The organism is Fibrella aestuarina BUZ 2 (assembly GCF_000331105.1).
Lineage (GTDB): Bacteria > Bacteroidota > Bacteroidia > Cytophagales > Spirosomataceae > Fibrella > Fibrella aestuarina.
In genome coordinates this window covers 1,743,003-1,762,184 of record NC_020054.1, presented here as the reverse complement: position 1 = coordinate 1,762,184, position 19,182 = coordinate 1,743,003, and the positions used below count along the sequence as shown (strand labels likewise).

Sequence of the window (19,182 nt, the reverse complement as noted above, 5' to 3'; positions counted from 1 at the left end):
TATATAACATATTTATGTACTATTTTAATGTTTTCCTCATATAGACCCTACACAGTCCATTACAGGTATTGGCGTGCAGTATGTCGGTGGCTGTCAGCCTGATAAGCAAAGACAACGTACCCCATAAACAACCCGTCGATTGCATCATACAGAGCCGAAATAGACTTATTCTCCTACATTAAAGCTATATTTGATAGAGATAACGGCATTTTCACGACTACCGACTGGCCCAAAGGCTACCTTCTCTCTACTCAATGTTTCATCAGCAGAACCGGCGCGTTGTTTGCCAGTGGCGCTTCGTCATTCAGCAATTCTATCTGGTGATTGGGGCTGCACTCAGCTTGCTGGGTTGCGCTGACCCGACGCCGGAAACAACGTACCGCATTGGTTTCTCGCAACGCACCACCGCCGATACCTGGCGCCGGACGATGCTGGACAACATGAATCAGGAGCTTTCGTTCTCGCCAGATGTCGCCTTCATCGTCAAAGATGCCGGTGGCCAAAGCGCCCGCCAAGCCGCCCAGATTCAGGAGCTTCTCGATCAGCAAATCGATCTGCTGATTGTATCGCCCAATTCGGCACAGCCCATTACCCCGGTTGTGGAGAAAGCCTATCAGCAGGGAATTCCGGTTGTTGTGCTCGATCGGCGGACGGCGTCCGACCAGTACACGGCCTATGTAGGGGCCGATAACGTAGAAGTGGGCCGTACCGCCGGTATGTACGCCAGCAACCTGCTTAAAGGCCGGGGCACCGTCGTCGAAATTGGTGAATCACCGGGTTCGTCGGCCGACACCGACCGGCACCGGGGCTTCATGGAGGCGATCAGGCAGACGCCGGGAATACAGGTGGTCAGAAAACTGGCGGGCGACTGGGACAAGCAGTCATTCGACGACCAATTGACCCGCCTGCTCACGGCTCAGCCGACCGTCGATCTTATTTTCTCGCAGAACGACCGCATGGCGTTGAAAGCGTATCGCGTTTGCCAGCGGGTGGGTCTGGCCGATCGCGTAACGATTATTGGTGTCGATGGCCTGCCGGGACAAAACGAGGGCATTGATCTGGTCGATCGGGGGGTGCTTAACGCGACCGTGCTCTACCCCACCGGTGGTCGGGAGGCCATCCGAACGGCGCTGGCGATTCTGAAAAAACAACCCTTCAAGCGGGAAAATCGCCTGCCCATTACCCTCATCGACTCGACAAACGTGCCGACCATGAAGCTGCAAAACGACAAGGTAATCGAGCAGCAATTGGATATTGACCGGCAACATAAACGCATTAGCGACCTGAACCGCACGTATTCCAACCAGCGTAATCGGCTCTACGTCACGCTGGTCAGTTTGCTGATCGTGATTGTGCTGGGCGCCTACGCGCTGTATCTGGTGCGCGAAAAACAGACGGCCTACCAGCGCCTGACGCAGCAGACCGAAGAGATTCGGCAACAGAAAGACCAGATCGAGGCCGTATCGAAGCAGGCCCGGCTGGCCACGGAAGAGAAGCTACGGTTCTATTCCTACATCTCGCACGAGTTCAACACGCCGCTGAGCCTGATTCTGACGCCCACCGAGGATATGCTCACCCGCAAACAGACCGACAGCCGCGAGGTGCGCAGCAACCTGCAATTGATCCGCAAAAACGCGCATCGCCTATTACGGCTCGTTGATCAGATGCTCGATCTGCGCCGGGCGGATGCCGGGAAGCTACTGTTGCGGGCGCAGGAGGGCGACATCGTCGGGTTCACGCGCGAGATCGTGCAGGATTTTCAGGCAAAAGCCGACAAACTGCGCATCGACCTTCGCCTGCTGACGACGGAGCCGCAACTAGCCCTCTGGTTTGATCCTGAAAAGCTGGATAAGGTACTGTTCAACCTGTTGTCGAATGCGGTCAAATACACGCCGCGGGGCGGGTTTATCCACGTTCGGCTGACACGAACTGATGACACCGTGCAGCTTCAGGTTCAGGATAATGGCGAAGGCATGACGCCCGACGAACAGACGCGCATCTTTGACCTGTTCTACACCAGCAACACCAACTTCACCCTGGGCAACGGCCTTGGCCTAGCGCTGTCGCGGGAGTTTGTGTCGTTGCATCACGGCGACTTGCAGGTAGAATCAGCCAAAGACAAAGGCACTACGTTCACACTGACGCTGCCGCTGGGTAACGCCCACCTCGATGCCTCTGAGCTGGGGACGCCGGGCACATCGGCCACCTATCTGCCCGCCGACGACGATTGGCAGGAAACCGAACCGATAATCTCCCCGCCGGTCGGTCGGAACAAGGCAGGTACGTTGCTCATCATCGAAGACCACGACGACCTGCGGCAGTATCTGACCACCCGGCTAGGCGACCACTTCGAGATCCTGGCCGAGCCGTCGGCAGAACGGGGTTGGGAACAGATTCTGGACACACTCCCCGACCTGATTATCAGTGACATTATGCTGCCCGGCATCAGTGGCCTTCAGCTCACCCAACAGATCAAAGCCGATTTCAGAACATCGACCATCCCGGTCATTTTATTAACGGCCAAAGGGCAAATGAACGAGCGGATCGAGGGCACCCGTGCCGGCGCCGACGCCTACATCGCCAAGCCGTTTCAGATGACGTACCTGCTCGAAACAATCAACACCATTCTGGCCAACCGCGCCAAGTGGCAGAACCGATACACGGGCGATTACCTGGCCAAAACCGAAAACCGGCAGGAGAAGAAATTCCTGAACGAACTAACCACCCTGATTGAGCAGCACCTTGCCGACCCGGCGTTTGGCGTCGAGCAGCTGAGCCGTGAAATGGGGCTGTCGCGGGTGCAGCTGTACCGAAAAGCGCAGACGCTGCTGGGCCGAAACGTAAACGATTATTTTGCCGAAATCCGCCTGAAGAAAGCCAAGGTGCTCTTGACGGAAACCGGTAAGCCTATCGCCGAAATTGCCTACGAAACCGGCTTTAGTTCGCCCGCTTACTTCACGACCTTTTTCAAGCAGCACACCCAACGCACGCCGTCGGAGTTTCGGAAAGCGGCGATCGCCTGACGGGCAGGTACGTTGCCCGCCAATGGGCAAGCCTCTACGAAGTATGAGGCTATACGAGTTTGTAACAAAACCCAAACTAGCCGTATCAAAATCGAAACTCAGCCTGCAGCCTTTCAAGTTAATATATTGACAATCAACGATATTCAATAATCATTCAATACATAAGTATCTGAACGATTTTCGTAAGTCGGCGGGGCAGGTGCCCTACTAGCTTTGGCTCATCAAACGACGCTTCCCTGTCTGACATGAGCCAACAACAACGCATTTTTCTTTGGTCTATTACGGCTGCTCTGGGCGGCTTTCTTTTCGGGTTTGACACGGCCGTAATCTCGGGTGTCGAGCAGTCGCTTCAGGAACTCTGGCAACTCAGCGTGTGGGAACACGGCCTTACAGTCTCGATGGCGCTGTTCGGTACGGTGCTCGGCGCCATGCTGGGCGGTATCCCGGCCGAGCGCTACGGGCGCCGTAAAACCCTCTTCTGGATTGCCGTTCTGTATTTGGTTTCATCGCTGGGTACGTCGCTCGCCGTCGACTGGAGCGTCTTTCTTGTCTTCCGTTTTCTGGGCGGGCTGGGCGTCGGGGCGTCGTCGGTGGCCGCTCCCATGTACATCACCGAAATCTCGCCGGCCCGGTCGCGGGGGCGGCTGGTGGCCTTGTTCCAGTTCAACGTGGTGCTGGGCATTCTGATCGCCTACCTGTCGAATTACCTCTTGCAGAACGCAGGCGATGCCGCCTGGCGCTGGATGCTCGGCGTGCAGGCCATCCCGTCGCTGTTGTTTCTGCTGGCGGTGCTCCTGATTCCCGAAAGCCCCCGCTGGCTGCTGTTGCGAGCCGGGCGCGTGGAAGAAGCCCGCGAGGTGCTGCAACTGATCGACGCCGACCATTACGAAGATACGCTCGACGCCCTCCGCTACACGGCCGAGCAGCAAACCCTCTCGCAGCAACCCGCCCGGCTGTTTTCTGCCCGTTACAAAGTGCCCGTGATGCTGGCCGTGCTGTTTGCCGTGTTTAACCAGGTATCGGGCATCAACGCCATCATCTACTACGCCCCCCGGATTTTTGAAATGACGGGCTTGGGCAAAAGCTCGGCGCTGCTGTCGTCGGCAGGAATCGGGGTGATCAACCTGCTCTTCACGCTCTTGGCCATGAACCTGATCGACCGCTTTGGCCGCCGGACGCTCATGTTCATCGGGTCGCTGGGGTTGATCGCCACGCTGGGTCTGGTTGCCCGCGCCTTCTACGTGCACGACTTCGGGGGCATGTCGGTACCGGTACTCCTGTTTGTCTACATCGCCTTCTTTGCCTTTTCGCAGGGCGGCGTGATCTGGGTGTTCATCTCCGAAATCTTCCCCAACGAGGTGCGTGCCAACGGGCAGGCGCTGGGCAGCTTTACCCACTGGCTCATGGCCGCCGTCATCACGTTTGCGTTTCCCTACTTCGCCGAAAAGCTGGGCGGTGCTTACACCTTCCTGTTCTTCTGCCTGATGATGGTGCTCCAACTGGTCTTTGTCTGGAAATGGATGCCCGAAACCAAAGGGACCAGCCTCGAACAAGTCGGCAAAACCTTCGTGGTGCACTAACCGCCGACGCCTGGCTACACCCCCCAAACACCCCAACTAATGACTCAACTACCCACATTCGTCTGTTTCGGTGAAGTCCTCTGGGACGTGCTGCCGACGGGTAAACAAGCCGGTGGTGCGCCCATGAACGTGGCGCTGCACCTGCGCAACCTCGGGCAGCAGGCCCAGCTCATCAGCCGGGTAGGCACCGACGACCTGGGCCGCGAACTGCTCGATTTCCTGCACGACCACGGCCTGTCCACCCCTTACGTGCAGATCGGTCAATCGCACCTGACGGGCGTGGCCAAAGCGAACGTTTCGGATGCCAACGAAGTCACCTACAAGATTGTGCAGCCGGTCGCCTGGGATTACATCCAGCCCGACGACGCCCAGACCGAACTGGTTCGACAAAGCGAGGTATTCATCTACGGCAGTCTGGCGGCGCGGAGCCCACAAACCGGCGAGACGCTGCTCGGGCTCCTGGACGTAGCCGCCCAATCGGGTACGCAAACGGTATTTGACGTGAACCTGCGCGCCCCGCACTACGACCGGCCAACGATCGAGGCGTTGCTGAGCCGGGCCAATCTGGTGAAGCTCAATGAGCATGAACTGATCGAGCTGACCGACTGGCACGGCTACGAACCCGATCTCAAACTAGCCATGCAGCAGCTATATAACCACTACCAGCTCGACACGCTCTGCGTCACGCTGGGGCCTGACGGCGCGGCCTTGCTCGACCACGCTGGGTACGTTCGGCAGGGGGGCTTTCCGGTGCAGGTGGCCGACACCATCGGCAGTGGTGATTCGTTTCTGGCGGCGTTGCTGGCCAGCCTGCGGGCGGGCAGACCCACCCGGCAGGCGCTCGAACTGGCCTGCGCGACCGGCGCTTACGTCGCCACCCAGCACGGCGCCACACCATCCTTTTCCGAAGACACGATTCAGGCTTTCCTGGCCGCCGCCCGCCCACTGGCTGGTTCGCTGGCACCGGCCATACCCTAGCCCCTTCTTTCCCTTTACTAAATCCAATAACTCCTCAAAACGTATGAAACAAGCCGTACTCTTCCTTATGCTGGCTTTGGGCATTAGCCAGATGGCGCTGGCTCAAAGCAAACTTTCTGTCACCGGGGTGGTGACGGGGCAGGCCGACGGCAGGCCCATTCCCGGTGTAACCGTCATTGAAAAAGGCGATGGTCCGGCGGTTCGGCAAAACGGGACGACGTCCAACGCCGACGGTGTCTACCAACTCACGGTTTCGCCGGGCTCCACGCTGGTGTTCTCTTTCGTCGGGATGCTGCCCAAAGAGGTGCCCGTGGGTAACGGCGGCACCCTCAACGTAACGCTGGCCGAAGACCAGCAAAACCTGACGGAGGTGGTCGTGACGGGTTACCGAACCGAACGCAAAGCCGACCTGACGGGAGCCGTTGCCGTGGTGAACGTGAGCGACGTGAAAACGCTGCCCGCCCCCAACGTGATGCAAAACCTGCAGGGGCGCGTGGCGGGCGTGTTTATCACCACCGACGGAAACCCCGGCGCGGGGGCCAACGTGCAGATTCGCGGGGTAGGTACGTTGGGCAACAACAGCCCGCTCTACGTCATCGACGGTGTGCCAACGACCGAAGGGCTGCAAACGCTCAATCAGAACGACATCGAGTCGATTCAGGTGCTCAAAGACGCGTCGGCAGCCAGCATCTATGGTTCACGGGCGGGGAATGGCGTCATCATCGTGACCACCAAGCGGGCCAAAAAAGGTGTCAGCCGCATCGACTTCACCGCCTATACTACTGCCCAGCGCTACAACTCGAAACTCGATGTGCTGAATACCGAGCAGCGGGGGCGGGTGTTCTGGCAGGCGGCTACCAACGACGGCGTAACGCCCGTCAGCCCCATCTATTCGTTCCAGACTGTGCCCGGCCCCGATGGCAAGCCGGTGTTACAGAGCGTGAACGTACCTGAGTTTATAGACCCCCAGAAAACCATGCGCCCGTCCGATACGCGCTGGTTCGACGAAATAGCGCGGACGGGCATTATCCAGTCGTATGACCTGAGCCTGGCCAACGGCGGTGAGCGGGGCAACATGCTGTTTTCGCTCAACTATTTCAACCACGACGGCATCATCCGGGGCACCAACTTCAACCGGATTACGGCCCGCATGAACTCAGACTACAGCTTCCTGAACGGGCGGCTCAAAGTGGGCGAGAATGTCATGTTCACCAAGACACGTAACACCGAGATCCCGGTGGGCGACATCATGTACCTGGCCCTGGTGCAGCAGCCCATTGTGCCGGTCTACACGGAAACGGGCGGCTGGGGCGGCCCCGCACCAAGCATGACCGACCGGCACAATCCGGTGCGGCTCATCGAAGACAACGCGCAGAACAAAACCTACGGCGGCCGGCTCTTCGGGAACGCGTTTATCGAGGTAGAGCCGCTGAAAGGGCTTCGGCTGCGCTCGAACATCGGTGTCGATTACACCCTGACCAGCCTACGATCGATGTACAAGGCGTACACGTCGGGCTTCCTGTCGGACAACACCAACCGGGTGACCAACTTCAGCAATTTTTATGGCAACTGGGTCTGGCAGAACACGCTGAACTATGACCTGACGCTGGGCAAGAGCCGGGTGGAAGCCCTGGCTGGCACCGAGCAGATTCAGTTCACGGGCAGTGGTTTCTCAGCCATGCGCGAAAACTTCGCCCTGCAAAACCCTGACTACATGTACCTCGACGCCGGGTCGGGCAACAAAGACAATGGCGGGTCGGGGCAAGCCTACGCGCTGATGTCGTTTTTCGGGAAAGTCAACTACGCGTTCAACGACCGCTATCTGGCAGCGGTCACGCTACGCCGCGATGGCTCGTCGCGCTTCGGGCAGGACAATCGCTATGGTACGTTCCCGGCGGTATCGCTCGGCTGGCGCATCAGCGAAGAAGCCTTCGTCAAAGACCGGCTTCCGATCATTTCGGACCTGAAACTGCGTGCGGGCTGGGGCCAGACGGGCAACCAAAACATCGCCAACAACGCCATCTACGCGCTCTACATCCCCCAATACGGTACCGACGCTACCTGGGACAACGACAACGGCACGGCCTACGCCATTGGTGGGCAGGCGTCGGGTACGTTACCGTCGGGCTTCCGGCGCATTCAGTTGGGCAACAGCAACCTGCGCTGGGAAACCCTGACCCAGACCAATGTCGGGCTTGATTTCAGCCTGTTCAACTACAAACTGACCGGCTCGATCGATTACTTTGTCAAGAATACCAAAGACATTCTGGTGCAACCGCCCTACCTGGCCGTTGTGGGCGACGGCGGTGGCCGGTGGGTCAACGGGGCTGCCCTGCAAAACCGGGGTGTCGAAGTGCAACTGGGCTACCAGAATAAAATCGGTTCGGAGTTCAGCTACAACATCTCGGCCAACGTCTCAACCTACCGCAACAGGGTGGTGGCGCTGCCCGAAGAGGTGGTCAATGCCTACGGCGGCAACGGCACGACCGACAACATCCTGGGCCGGTCGATCAACTCGACCTATGGGTACGTGACCGACGGTATTTTTCAGAGCCAGGCTGAGGTCGATGCGGTGGGCGATCAGGTGGGGAAAGGCGTCGGGCGCATCCGCTACAAAGACCTGAACGGCGACAACAAGATCGACGCGAACGACCGCACCTGGATTGCCGTTCGTGACCCCAAATTTATCTACGGGTTCAACACCAGCCTGTCGTACCGGGGCTTCGATCTGGCTCTGTTCTTCCAGGGTGTGCAGGGTGTCGACGTCTACAACGACAATAAAATCCTGACCGACTTTACGTCGCTCTGGGCCGGTACCAACTGGGGCGCGCGCACGTTGCAGGCCTGGTCACCGACCAACACGGGCTCGTCGATTCCGGCCGTAACGCTGACCGACAAAAACAACGAAGGCCGTACGTCGACCTACTTCATCGAGAACGGGTCGTACCTGAAACTGCGGAACATCCAGTTCGGCTACAACGTACCCACGGCGCTGACACAACGCCTGAAGATGCAGCGCGCCCGCGTGTATGTGCAGGGCCAGAACATCCTGACGATCAGGCCCGGCACGCGCGCCAACGCCTACACGGGCGTCGACCCCGAAACGCCCAACAGCACGTACCCAATCCCGGCCATGTACACGGCCGGCGTGAACGTCTCCTTCTAAACCAATTGCCGCTGCTGCCCGCCACTTGCGGCAGCGGCAACGAACTTACTCTTTATGAAAACGATCAAAACGTTAGTTCTCTCGGCGCTGCTGGCCACGAGTTTCTCCTGCCAGGATACGCTCGACGTAACCCCGAAAGCTGTCATCAGCGGCGATGACCTGAACACACCCGACAACCTCGACAAGCTGGTGGTAGCGGCCTATTCGGCCATCGGCAACGACCATTTTACGGCGCCCTTCACGCTCTGGCCCTACGGCAACCTTCGCTCGGGCGACGCCTACAAAGGTGGGGGTGGCACGGCCGATATTTTCGAGTACCATTTCTTTGAAACCTTCGCCTACATCCGGCCCGATCTGGGACCTGCCGACAAGCTCTGGTTCCGGTACTACGTGTCGATTTCGCGGGCCAACGATGCGCTGCGCCGCTTGAGCGCCATCAGCGAGACCGAGTTTCCGAGCAAGAAGGTGCGCATGGCCGAGATGCGCTTCCTGCGCGGGCATTCCTATTTCGCGCTGAAAACGCTCTGGAACCGGGTGCCGTACATCGACGAAACGGTAGCCGACGATCAATACGCGACCATCTCGAACGTAGCCCTGACGAGCGACGAACTCTGGGATAAGATTGCCGCCGATTTCCGGGCGGGGGTGCAGGATCTGCCCCTCACGCAGTCGGAAGTGGGCCGCGCCAACCAGTTGTCGGCCAAAGCGTATCTGGCCAAAACGCTGCTTTATCAGGCCTATAAGCAGGATGCCAGCTACAACGTGACGGGCACCGACGCCGCCAAGCTTCAGGAAGTGCTGACGCTGACCAACGACATCATCACGTCGGGCAAATACGGCCTGTACGACGATTTTGGCAAGAACTTCCTGCCCGAGTATGACAACGGCCTCGAATCGATCTTTGCCATTCAGCGCTCACTCGACGACGGCACCCCCAAAGGCCGGCTCGATTACAGCAGCATGCTCAATTACCCCATGAACCCCGAGTTTGGCTGCTGCGGCTTCCACCTACCCAGCCAGAACCTGCTCAACGCGTTTAAAACCAATGCCAACGGCCTGCCGCTTTTCGATACGTTTAACAACGCCGATATCAAAACGCCCGACGATTTCCGGGCCAATCCCGTCGATCCGCGCGTCGACCACACGGCCACCATTCCGGGGCATCCGTACAAGTACAAGCCAAACCTGATCTTCAAATCGGAATGGGCGCGGGCGCCGGAAATCTACGGTGCCACGGCGTCGCTGAAAGAAGTGGTGTCGCCTGATAGCCCGGCCTTCCGCAAGCTGCCGCCGTTTATGAGCAGCTCCAAAAATTCGGTGCTGATCCGCTACGCCGACGTGCTGCTGTGGCGCGCCGAAGCCCTGATCGAGCTGGGTCGGCAGGACGAAGCCCTGCCGCTGATCAACCAGATTCGGGCGCGGGCTAGTAAGAGTACGAGCCTGCTGATCGATGCGACGGGTAAGCCTACTTCGACCTACCGGATCGACGTGTACAAGCCGGGCACCAACTGCACCTGGAACCAGTCGTTCGCCCGGCAGGCGTTGCGGTGGGAGCGTCGCCTCGAATTAGCGATGGAAGGCAACCGGTTCTTTGATCTGGTGCGCTGGGGTATCGCGGCCGATTACCTGAACAGCTACTTCACGGTCGAGAAAACGAAGCGCGAATACCTGAAAGAAGCCAAGTTCACCAAAAACCGCGACGAGTACCTGCCTATTCCGTTTAACCAGATCAACTTCAGCAAAGGGCTGTACAAGCAGAATCCAGGCTTTTAACCGACCCGACGGCGGATGACGCACCCAATCAATTATCGTCATCCGCCGTCGCTACGCCCAACAATCGTATGAGAAACCAACTGATCGCCCTGGCGGTACTGGCCACGCTGTCCAACACAGCTACGGCGCAGGCGCAACCCAAGCCCGACTACCGGCCGCTGTACCACTTCACGCCGCCCCAGAACTGGATCAACGACCCCAACGGCCTAGTCTATTACGAGGGCGAATACCACCTGTTTTATCAGCATAACCCCTTTGCCAACCAGTGGGGGCACATGAGCTGGGGCCACGCCGTCAGCCCCGATCTGTTGCACTGGCAGCACCTGCCCGTCGCCATCCCCGAGTTCACGCACACTGATGGCCAAACCAAAACGGCCATTTTCTCAGGCAGTTCGGTTATTGATGCCGGAAATCGGAACGGCCTCTGCCCCACCGGCACTAAAGACTGTATGGTGGCCCTCTACACCGGCCACGTGACCAAAGGCGATGAGCACCTGGCTCAGTACCAGAACCTGGCCTACAGCGCCGATAAGGGACGTACCTGGACCCAATATGCCAAAAACCCCGTCGTCGATCTGGGGCTCAAAGAATTCCGCGACCCGAACGTGTTCTGGTATGCGCCCCAGCAGAAATGGATCATGACGACCGTCAAACCGCTTGAGCACCGGGCGCTGTTTTATGCCTCCAAGGACCTGAAAAACTGGGAGCTGCTGAGCGACTTCGGTGCCGTGGGCGATACGTCCAAAATATGGGAATGCCCGGCCCTGATGCCGGTGCCCGTTCAGGACGAAACCGGGCGCGTTACGGGCGATCAGGAATGGGTGCTGTTCATCTCGGCGGGGCACCCCCAGAAAGACTTTATCGGCATGCAATACTTCGTGGGTACGTTCGACGGCACCCGCTTCATCCTCGACCCGGCCAACCCCAAACCTATTGCGCCCGCGACGGGCAACGTGGTCGATTGGGGAAAAGACTATTACGCGGCCATCCAGTACAACAACCTGCCCGCCAGTCAGCCGGGACCGGTGATGATTGGCTGGCTCAATAACTGGGCCTATGCGGGTGATTTGCCCACGACCCCGTTTAAAGGCGCCATGTCGTTGCCCCGGCAGATCGCGCTGAAACGGACCCCGGCGGGCCTGCAACTGCTGCAACAGCCCATTGCTGCCACCGCTAAACTACGTGGCGACAAACGCACCAGACAGGCTATTCGCCTCACCAACCAAATCATCCCTTTTGAATCGGCTACCGACAACGCCTATGAACTGGAGGTAACGATTGCCCCCGGTACTGCCAAAAAGGTTGGGTTGAAACTGGCCCGGAGCGCCAACGAAGCCACCGCCATCTATTATGCCGATGGCAAGCTTCAGCTCGACCGGCGGCAGTCGGGGAATGTAACGTTCAACAAGCGGTTTGCCAGCGTCGAAGAAGCCCCGTTAACCCCGAAAAACGGCCTGATTACGCTACGTATTTTCGTGGACAAATCGATTGTGGAAGTGTATGCCAACGACGGGGAGCGCGTCATTACGGATTACATTTTCCCGACGGAGACAACCGGCGGCATCGACCTATTTGCCGAAGGGGGCAGCGCCGAGATCAGGCAGATTACCCGCTGGTCTAGCAAACCGACCCAGCAGTAAGCCTGCCAGCCTGACAACGTACCCCGTCTACGCTGTTTCAACCGGATCACTCAGGGTTGGGACAGTCTGGACGGGGTACGTTGCCTTGGTAGCCCCTGTTTGAGCGCAACGGGCAACTCAACGGGCCAACCGTCGGTTATGCCCCTAGTACGTATGCCAACCACTATGTCTGTTTTACTTTCACCCCTGACGTTACGCGGGGTTACGCTCAAAAACCGCCTCGTTGTCTCACCCATGTGCCAGTATTCGAGTGTCGACGGATTCGCCACCGACTGGCACCTGGTACACCTGGGAAGCCGGGCCGTGGGCGGCGCGGGCCTGATTATCACCGAAGCCACCGCCGTATCGCCCGAGGGCCGCATCACACCCAATGACCTCGGTATCTGGTCCGACGATCACGTGCCAGGGCTACAACGCATCACCGATTTTCTAACGGCCAACGGGGCTGTGCCGGGCATTCAACTGGCTCATGCCGGGCGAAAAGCCAGCCATCAACGCCCTTGGGACGGCGGTCAGGCCATCGCCCCCGACCAGCCCACCGGCTGGCAAACGGTAGCCCCCAGCGCCATCCCCTTTACCGACAACGAACCAGCGCCCACGGCCCTTACGCTCGACGGCATTCAGCAGGTGCGGGCCGATTTCCGGGCGGCGGCGATACGGGCCTTGCAGGCGGGGTTTGTGGTGGCCGAACTTCACGCCGCCCACGGTTATCTGCTTCACCAGTTCCTTTCGCCCCAGAGCAACCACCGGACCGACGACTACGGCGGCTCGTTTGCCAATCGCATCCGGTTACTGCAAGAAGTGGTCGATGATGTGCGCGCTATCTGGCCCGATGAGTACCCGCTTTTCGTGCGCATTTCGGCGACCGACTGGACCGAAGGCGGCTGGACCGCCGATGATTCTGTGGCGCTGGTAGCCTTGTTGAACGAGCAGGGCGTTGACCTGATCGACTGCTCAACGGGCGGCAACGTACCCAAAGCCACCATCCCGACGGGGCCAGGCTATCAGGTGCCGTTTGCCGAGCGCATCAAACGCGAAACGGGGGTACCAACGGGTGCCGTGGGCCTCATCACCGACGCCGACCAGGCCGAAGCCATCCTGACCAACGGGCAGGCTGACCTGATCCTGCTGGCGCGGGAGTCGCTCCGTGATCCGTATTTTCCGCTGCATGCCGCGCACATCCTGGGCGACGAGCAACCGTGGCCCGTGCAGTACGAACGGGCCAAACCGAGACCCGCGCGCTAGTCCTGATTGGCTTCGACCAGCTCCCGCCACTCGTCGGCCAGCGGACCAGTGTAGACACTCGTTCTGGCCCGGCGGTACCAATACCCGGCGTTGAAGGCATCACCTTCCTTGCGGTGCAGGTAGGCGTGGAGCCGGTCGTAGGCCGGGGTCCCCTCGCGCGACTGAGCGACTTCGTGGGCGGCCTCCCAGTCGCCATTTGCATCGTGCCAAAGGGCCGTCAGGATGGGGTTCAGACCTACGGGTGGCGTGGGTTGAGCGAGCGAGGCAGTAAACTCGTTGAGGTTCATCGTTCGGTTTGGATTTATGCGTACGTTGCCGTTTTGTTTGATTAAAGGTAGCGGAGAACCACATACCCAAACACGACAACCCCATGCAAACGATCCTGGGGGCGGGCGGCGCCATCGGCGTTGAACTCGCCAAAGCCCTGCCCGCCTACACGAAGGATATCCGGCTGGTGAGCCGTAAGCCCGTAGCGGTCAACGCGTCTGACAGCCTGCGCCCCGCCGACCTGCTGGACCCGGCGCAGGTCATGCAGGCCGTGGAAGGCAGCACGGTCGTGTACCTGGTCGCGGGCCTGCCCTACAACACCAAGATATGGCAGCAACAGTGGCCTCTCCTTATCCGCAACGTGCTGGAAGCCTGTAGCCGCCACCAGAGTAAGCTCGTCTTTTTCGATAATGTCTACGCCATAGGGGGCGACAACGTGCGGCACCTCACAGAGTCGTCGCCCATCAGCCCGACCAGCAAAAAAGGCGAGACCCGCGCTGAGGTCGATCGGCTCATCCTCGAGGCGGTCGAGAAAGGCAGGGTAGATGCTATCATTGCCCGGTCGCCCGATTTCTTCGGCCCGATCAAAGCCACGAGCATCACTATGAACCTGATCTACGACAACCTGATCAAGGGCAAACAGGCGCAGTGGTTTTGCGATGCCAACCAGCTGCACAGCACCGGCTACACGCCTGATCTGGCTATCGGCACGGCCCGGCTGGGCAATACGCCTTCCGCCTTTAACCAAATCTGGAACCTACCCACCGACCCGCAGCCGATCACCGGGGCGCAATGGGTCAGTCTGTTTGCCGAAGCGATCGACAGCCTGCCCGGCTCGGGCGGGGTGCCCACCAAACTGTGGCATAGCGTGCAAACGCTACCCGGCTGGGGCCTGCGGGCGCTGGGCCTGTTTGTGCCAATCCTACGCGAAATGTATGAGATGCGCTACCAGTACGACCGCCCCTATTTCTTCGATTCGGCCAAGTATAACAAGACCTTCAACTACGTACCCACCACCAACGCCGACGCCGTCCGGCGAGTCGTAGCGGCGCTGGCAAACGCCTAATCACGGCCTTAACGGCCTTATCGGAATAGCCGATTACGAAAAGATGCCGCGTTACACCGCCTGTAAACAACGCGAATCAATCGGTTTCATAGTCAACCCATCAACCATGCGTATACTTGCCCGTTTTCTTTGCCTGATCTTGCTTCTCCTAACGTACCCAGCCGTTGCCCAGACGGTACCCGATAAACCCGATGCCCGTCTCACGCAACAACTGGCCGATGCGCTTCGTGGCTTCCGGGGCGACGTAGGCGTGTATGTGCGCCACCTAAAAACGGGCAAAACCGTCGCGATCAACGCCGACAGCACCTTTCCCACGGCCAGTACCATCAAGATTCCCATCATGATCGGGCTGTTCGACCAGATTCAGAAAGGCACTGTCAGCTACGAACAGGAACTGGTGTACCGCGACTCCCTGCACTACGACGATGGCATCGTGGGCTCGCTGCGCGATGGGGCCAAAATCCCGCTGAGCCAGGTGGTGATGCTGATGGAAACCGTTTCCGACAATACGGGCAGCCTGTGGTGTCAGGCACTGGCGGGTGGCGGCACGGCCATCAACGCCTGGCTCGACGCCAATGGATTCCCGAACACCCGCATGAACTCGCGGACGCCGGGCCGCAAGGAGTTTCAGGCGCGCTACGGCTGGGGCCAAACCACCCCCCGCGAACTGGCCAGCCTGCTGACCTACATCCGCGATGGCCGCGCCGTCAGCCCCGACGCCTCCGACCGCATGTACCGCAACCTCTGTCGGCAATATTGGGACCACGACGGTCTTTCACAACTGCCCGCCAACGTAAAGGTGGCCTCCAAAAACGGGGCCGTCAACCGGTCGCGGTCGGAGGTGGTGCTGGTACACGCGCCCCACGGCGATTACGTCTACTGCCTGATGACCAAAAATCAGCAGGACGAAAGCTGGGGGCGCACCAATGAGGGCAGCACCCTGCTACGCACCGTGGGCGCGCTCCTCTGGCAGCACTTTGAACCCAAATCGGACTTCAAACCCGTTGCTGGCTACGAAAAATGGTGATAAACCCTTAGGGTGCGTTTCAGGTTTCAGGGTTAGCGTGTCAAGTGCGCGGCTAACACACCTTTTGTGCCCAGGCAACGCGCACCGGAAACGTGAACCATGAAACCTGAAACTCCCATTGCCATCATGTGGCATCGGCGCGATCTGCGTCTGCACGACAACGCGGCCCTCTACTACGCCCTGAAAGCCGGACGCCCCGTACTGCCACTCTTCATTTTCGACAAAGACATCCTCGACCACCTTAACGACAAGCGCGACCGCCGGGTGGAATTCATTTACGAAGAAGTACTGGCCATGCAGCAGGCCCTGCACAAACAGGGGTCAACGCTGCTGGTGCGGTATGGGCGACCGCTGGACGTGTTCAAGGAACTGGCCAGCGAGTACACCCTCGCCAACGTGTTTACCAATTACGACTACGAAACCTACGCCAAAGGCCGCGACGCCGAAGTAGCAACGTACCTGAAAAGCGTAAACGCGGGGTTTCACAGCTACAAAGATCAGACCCTCTTCGATCGTGACGAGGTGCTCACCGGCTCCGGCAAGCCCTATACCGTGTTTGGCCCCTACAGCCGCAACTGGCTGAGCAAACTCGACGATCCGTTTTACCTCAAATCGTACCCGACCGAAAAATACGCCGACCGGTTCCTCAAAACGGCGCCCACGCCGATGGTCACACTCGAGCAGATGGGCTTTGAACCGCTGAACGAAAAATTCCCCAAATCGACGGTATCCGACAAACTGCTGACCACCTACGACAAAACCCGCGATTTTCCCGCTCAGCGCGGCACCAGCGAACTGAGCATTCACCTGCGCTTTGGCACCATCAGCATCCGCGAGCTGGCCCGGCAGGCGCAGGCCAATAACCTGACGTACCTGAAAGAACTCTGCTGGCGTGATTTCTATTTCCAGGTGCTCGACCATTTCCCCCACGTCGAGCACGAATCCTTCCGCCGGGAATATGACCAGGTGCCCTGGCTCAATCGTCCGGAGGACATCGAGCGCTGGAAAGCGGGCCAGACAGGCTATCCGCTGGTCGATGCGGGGATGCGCCAACTGAACGAAATTGGCTGGATGCACAATCGCGTCAGGATGGTGACGGCGAGTTTCTGCGTGAAGCATCTGCTGATCGACTGGCGCATCGGCGAGGCGTATTTTGCCGAGAAACTGCGCGATTACGACCTGTCGGCCAACAACGGGGGCTGGCAATGGGCCGCTGGCTCGGGTACCGACGCGGCCCCCTATTTCCGGGTGTTCAACCCCACCGAACAGGCCCGCAAATTCGATCCCAAGGGCGAATACATCCGGCGGTGGGTGCCCGAGTACAACAACCCGGCCGGTGCTTCGGTAACGTACCCAGCGCCCATCGTGGACCATGCATTTGCCCGCCAACGGGCGATCACGACCTACAAAACCGCACTCAATGCCGAAAAGAACGGAGAACCGGTCAAACTCCGATAGCCCCTACCACAGTTGACGGGCTACGCTACGTACCCACGTTCAGCGTAGCCTAAAGCCTGTCTCGAAAACAACCTCCGGATACCTTTAGCAGATGCCATAGCTGGTTGCTGCGGGGCAAAAACTAACTTTGTACAGACTTAGTTATCCGTGCAGTCCAGTTTAGTAACTTGACTACGATCACCGCCAGCTGTCTGAACCCCCTCCAGATCGCTGGCTATTTCATTCGTTTCTATGCTCGATAAGGCTACGGCACCGGCGATCCATTCAGACCCTGCTACCACCGACCAGCCGTTATCGGCAGTGAGCGACACCCCGGCGGTTGACCTTCCCGACCAACCGGCCGCTGATCTGGTCATTCGGGAGCACGATGATCGGTTCAGAGCGGCCATTGAGGCTGTTCAGGGCATCTTATGGACCAACAATGCCGCCGGTGAGATGACCGGCGAGCAACGCGGCTGGGCGTCGCTGACGGGGCAATCCTACGACGAATACCAGGGGTACGGCTGGGCCAAAGCCGTTCATCCCGACGATGCACAACCCACCATCGAGGCCTGGCAGGTAGCCGTTCAGGAGCGCAAACCTTTCATTTTTGAGCATCGGGTACGGGTCAAAGCTGGCCACTGGGCGCTGTTTTCCATTCGGGCGGTACCCGTGCTGAACGACGACGGCAGCATTCGGGAGTGGGTTGGGGTGCACACCAACATCACCGAACGTCGCCAGGCCGACCTGGCCCTTCAGGTTAGCCAGGCCAAATTACAGGCAATCGTATCGACCGCTCCGGTGGCCATTGGCCTGTTCATCGGTCGCGATCTGATCATTGAATTACCCAACCAAACCTTCATCGACGTCATCGGTCGGGGCCCCGATATTGCCGGCAAACCCCTGGGCGAGGTAATGCCCGAACTGGCGCATCAGCCATTTCTGCAGATTCTTGACGAGGTCTACACGTCGGGGCAGTTGTTTCAGGCCTTCGAATCGCGGTTGCAGATTACCCGGGACGGCGGCGTGATCGACCGGTATTACAACATCACGTTTACGCCTCTCTTCAACGAAGCGGGCGCGGTCTATGCCATTCTCGATGTGTCGGTGGATGTCACCGAGCAGGTCGTGGCCCGCCAGGCGCTGGAAGTCAGCGAACAACGGTACCGAACGTTGTCGGAACACCTGGAGCAGGAAGTCGCCGAACGAACCCGGGAGCTACAGGCCTCGATTCAAGACCTCGAACGGTCGAACCAGAGCCTGCAACAATTTGCCTACATCGCCTCCCACGATCTGCAGGAGCCGCTGCGCAAAATTCAGTCGTTCAGCGACATGCTCAGGGAACGGTACGGCAACTCACTGGGCGACGGCATCGAATACATCGACCGCATGCAGCAGTCGGCCGGGCGTATGTCGGCGCTGATCAAAGACTTGCTGGCCTATGCCCGCATCTCGACCCGGCAGGAAGCGGCCAGCCCTGTTTCGCTCAACCAGGTCGTGCAGACCACGCTGCTGGATCTGGAGCTGGTCATCGACGAAACCCAGGCGCTCATCACGCTGGCTCCCCTGCCAACCATACAGGGCGACGCCTCGCAGTTGGGCCAGCTGTTTCAGAACCTGCTGAGCAACGCGCTGAAATTTCGCCGCAAGGACGCATTGGGGCACTACATCCCGCCCCAGATCCAGCTGACCGCCCAGCGGATCCCGGCCAGCGACCTGCCCACGACGGTGAAGCCGGTGCGACAAACCCCTACCTACCACCGGATCAGTGTAAGCGACAATGGCATCGGGTTTGACCAACGGCATACCGATCGCATCTTTCAGGTGTTCCAACGGCTGCACAACAGAACCGAATTTACGGGTACGGGCATCGGCCTTGCCATTTGCCAGAAGGTCGTCACCAATCACGGGGGAGGGATTACGGCCTTCAGCCAGCCCGGCCAGGGCGCTACGTTTTACATCTACTTTCCCGAATAAGCG

Annotated in this window: 12 protein-coding genes; 11 read left to right on the top strand and 1 reads right to left on the bottom strand. The window is 59.2% G+C overall.

What is annotated here, in order from left to right; genetic code table 11:
- The first annotated feature begins 254 nt into the window (after positions 1–254).
- The 7 genes from FAES_RS07150 to FAES_RS07120 all read left to right on the top strand — a co-directional run bounded on the left by FAES_RS07150 (position 255) and on the right by FAES_RS07120 (position 13,405).
- Entirely contained in the window at positions 255–3,023 is a 2,769-nt protein-coding gene (locus FAES_RS07150) for a hybrid sensor histidine kinase/response regulator transcription factor (RefSeq protein WP_015330532.1), read from the top strand.
- Positions 3,024–3,268: 245 nt separating this feature from the next.
- The gene (locus FAES_RS07145) at positions 3,269–4,603 is read left to right on the top strand and encodes a sugar porter family MFS transporter (protein ID WP_015330531.1); all 1,335 of its coding nucleotides are present in this window, start codon (positions 3,269–3,271) and stop codon (positions 4,601–4,603) included.
- A gap of 39 nt (positions 4,604–4,642) precedes the next feature.
- The gene (locus tag FAES_RS07140) at positions 4,643–5,581 is read left to right on the top strand and encodes a carbohydrate kinase family protein (protein ID WP_015330530.1); all 939 of its coding nucleotides are present in this window, start codon (positions 4,643–4,645) and stop codon (positions 5,579–5,581) included.
- A gap of 43 nt (positions 5,582–5,624) precedes the next feature.
- Positions 5,625–8,747, top strand: a complete 3,123-nt coding sequence (locus FAES_RS07135; RefSeq protein ID WP_015330529.1) for a SusC/RagA family TonB-linked outer membrane protein — start codon at positions 5,625–5,627, stop codon at positions 8,745–8,747.
- 54 nt (positions 8,748–8,801) lie between these two features.
- Positions 8,802–10,520: a RagB/SusD family nutrient uptake outer membrane protein gene (locus FAES_RS07130; RefSeq protein ID WP_015330528.1), complete on the top strand. Its 1,719-nt coding sequence runs from the start codon at positions 8,802–8,804 to the stop codon at positions 10,518–10,520.
- A 68-nt stretch (positions 10,521–10,588) separates the two neighbouring features.
- Positions 10,589–12,160, top strand: a complete 1,572-nt coding sequence (locus FAES_RS07125) for a glycoside hydrolase family 32 protein (protein WP_015330527.1) — start codon at positions 10,589–10,591, stop codon at positions 12,158–12,160.
- Positions 12,161–12,325: 165 nt separating this feature from the next.
- Positions 12,326–13,405 carry an NADH:flavin oxidoreductase/NADH oxidase gene (locus FAES_RS07120; protein WP_083891470.1) on the top strand — a complete coding sequence of 360 codons (1,080 nt, stop codon included), beginning with the start codon at positions 12,326–12,328 and terminating at the stop codon, positions 13,403–13,405.
- Here FAES_RS07120 and FAES_RS07115 read toward each other — a convergent pair.
- Positions 13,402–13,692 (bottom strand): hypothetical protein, encoded by a 291-nt coding sequence (locus FAES_RS07115; RefSeq protein ID WP_015330525.1) that lies wholly within the window; start codon positions 13,690–13,692, stop codon positions 13,402–13,404. The two genes, FAES_RS07120 and FAES_RS07115, sit on opposite strands and share 4 nt — an antisense overlap.
- Positions 13,693–13,775: 83 nt before the next feature.
- Here FAES_RS07115 and FAES_RS07110 point away from each other — a divergent pair, with 83 nt between their 5' ends.
- From FAES_RS07110 to FAES_RS07095, 4 genes are all read left to right on the top strand, one after another.
- On the top strand, positions 13,776–14,738 hold the full coding sequence (locus FAES_RS07110; protein ID WP_015330524.1) for an NAD-dependent epimerase/dehydratase family protein: 963 nt from the start codon (positions 13,776–13,778) through the stop codon (positions 14,736–14,738).
- Positions 14,739–14,844: 106 nt separating this feature from the next.
- Positions 14,845–15,765, top strand: a complete 921-nt coding sequence (locus FAES_RS07105; protein ID WP_041257631.1) for a serine hydrolase — start codon at positions 14,845–14,847, stop codon at positions 15,763–15,765.
- A gap of 99 nt (positions 15,766–15,864) precedes the next feature.
- Positions 15,865–17,223, top strand: a complete 1,359-nt coding sequence (locus FAES_RS07100; RefSeq protein WP_015330522.1) for a cryptochrome/photolyase family protein — start codon at positions 15,865–15,867, stop codon at positions 17,221–17,223.
- Positions 17,224–17,454: 231 nt separating this feature from the next.
- Entirely contained in the window at positions 17,455–19,179 is a 1,725-nt protein-coding gene (locus tag FAES_RS07095) for an ATP-binding protein (protein ID WP_015330521.1), read from the top strand.
- Positions 19,180–19,182: the final 3 nt, after the last annotated feature.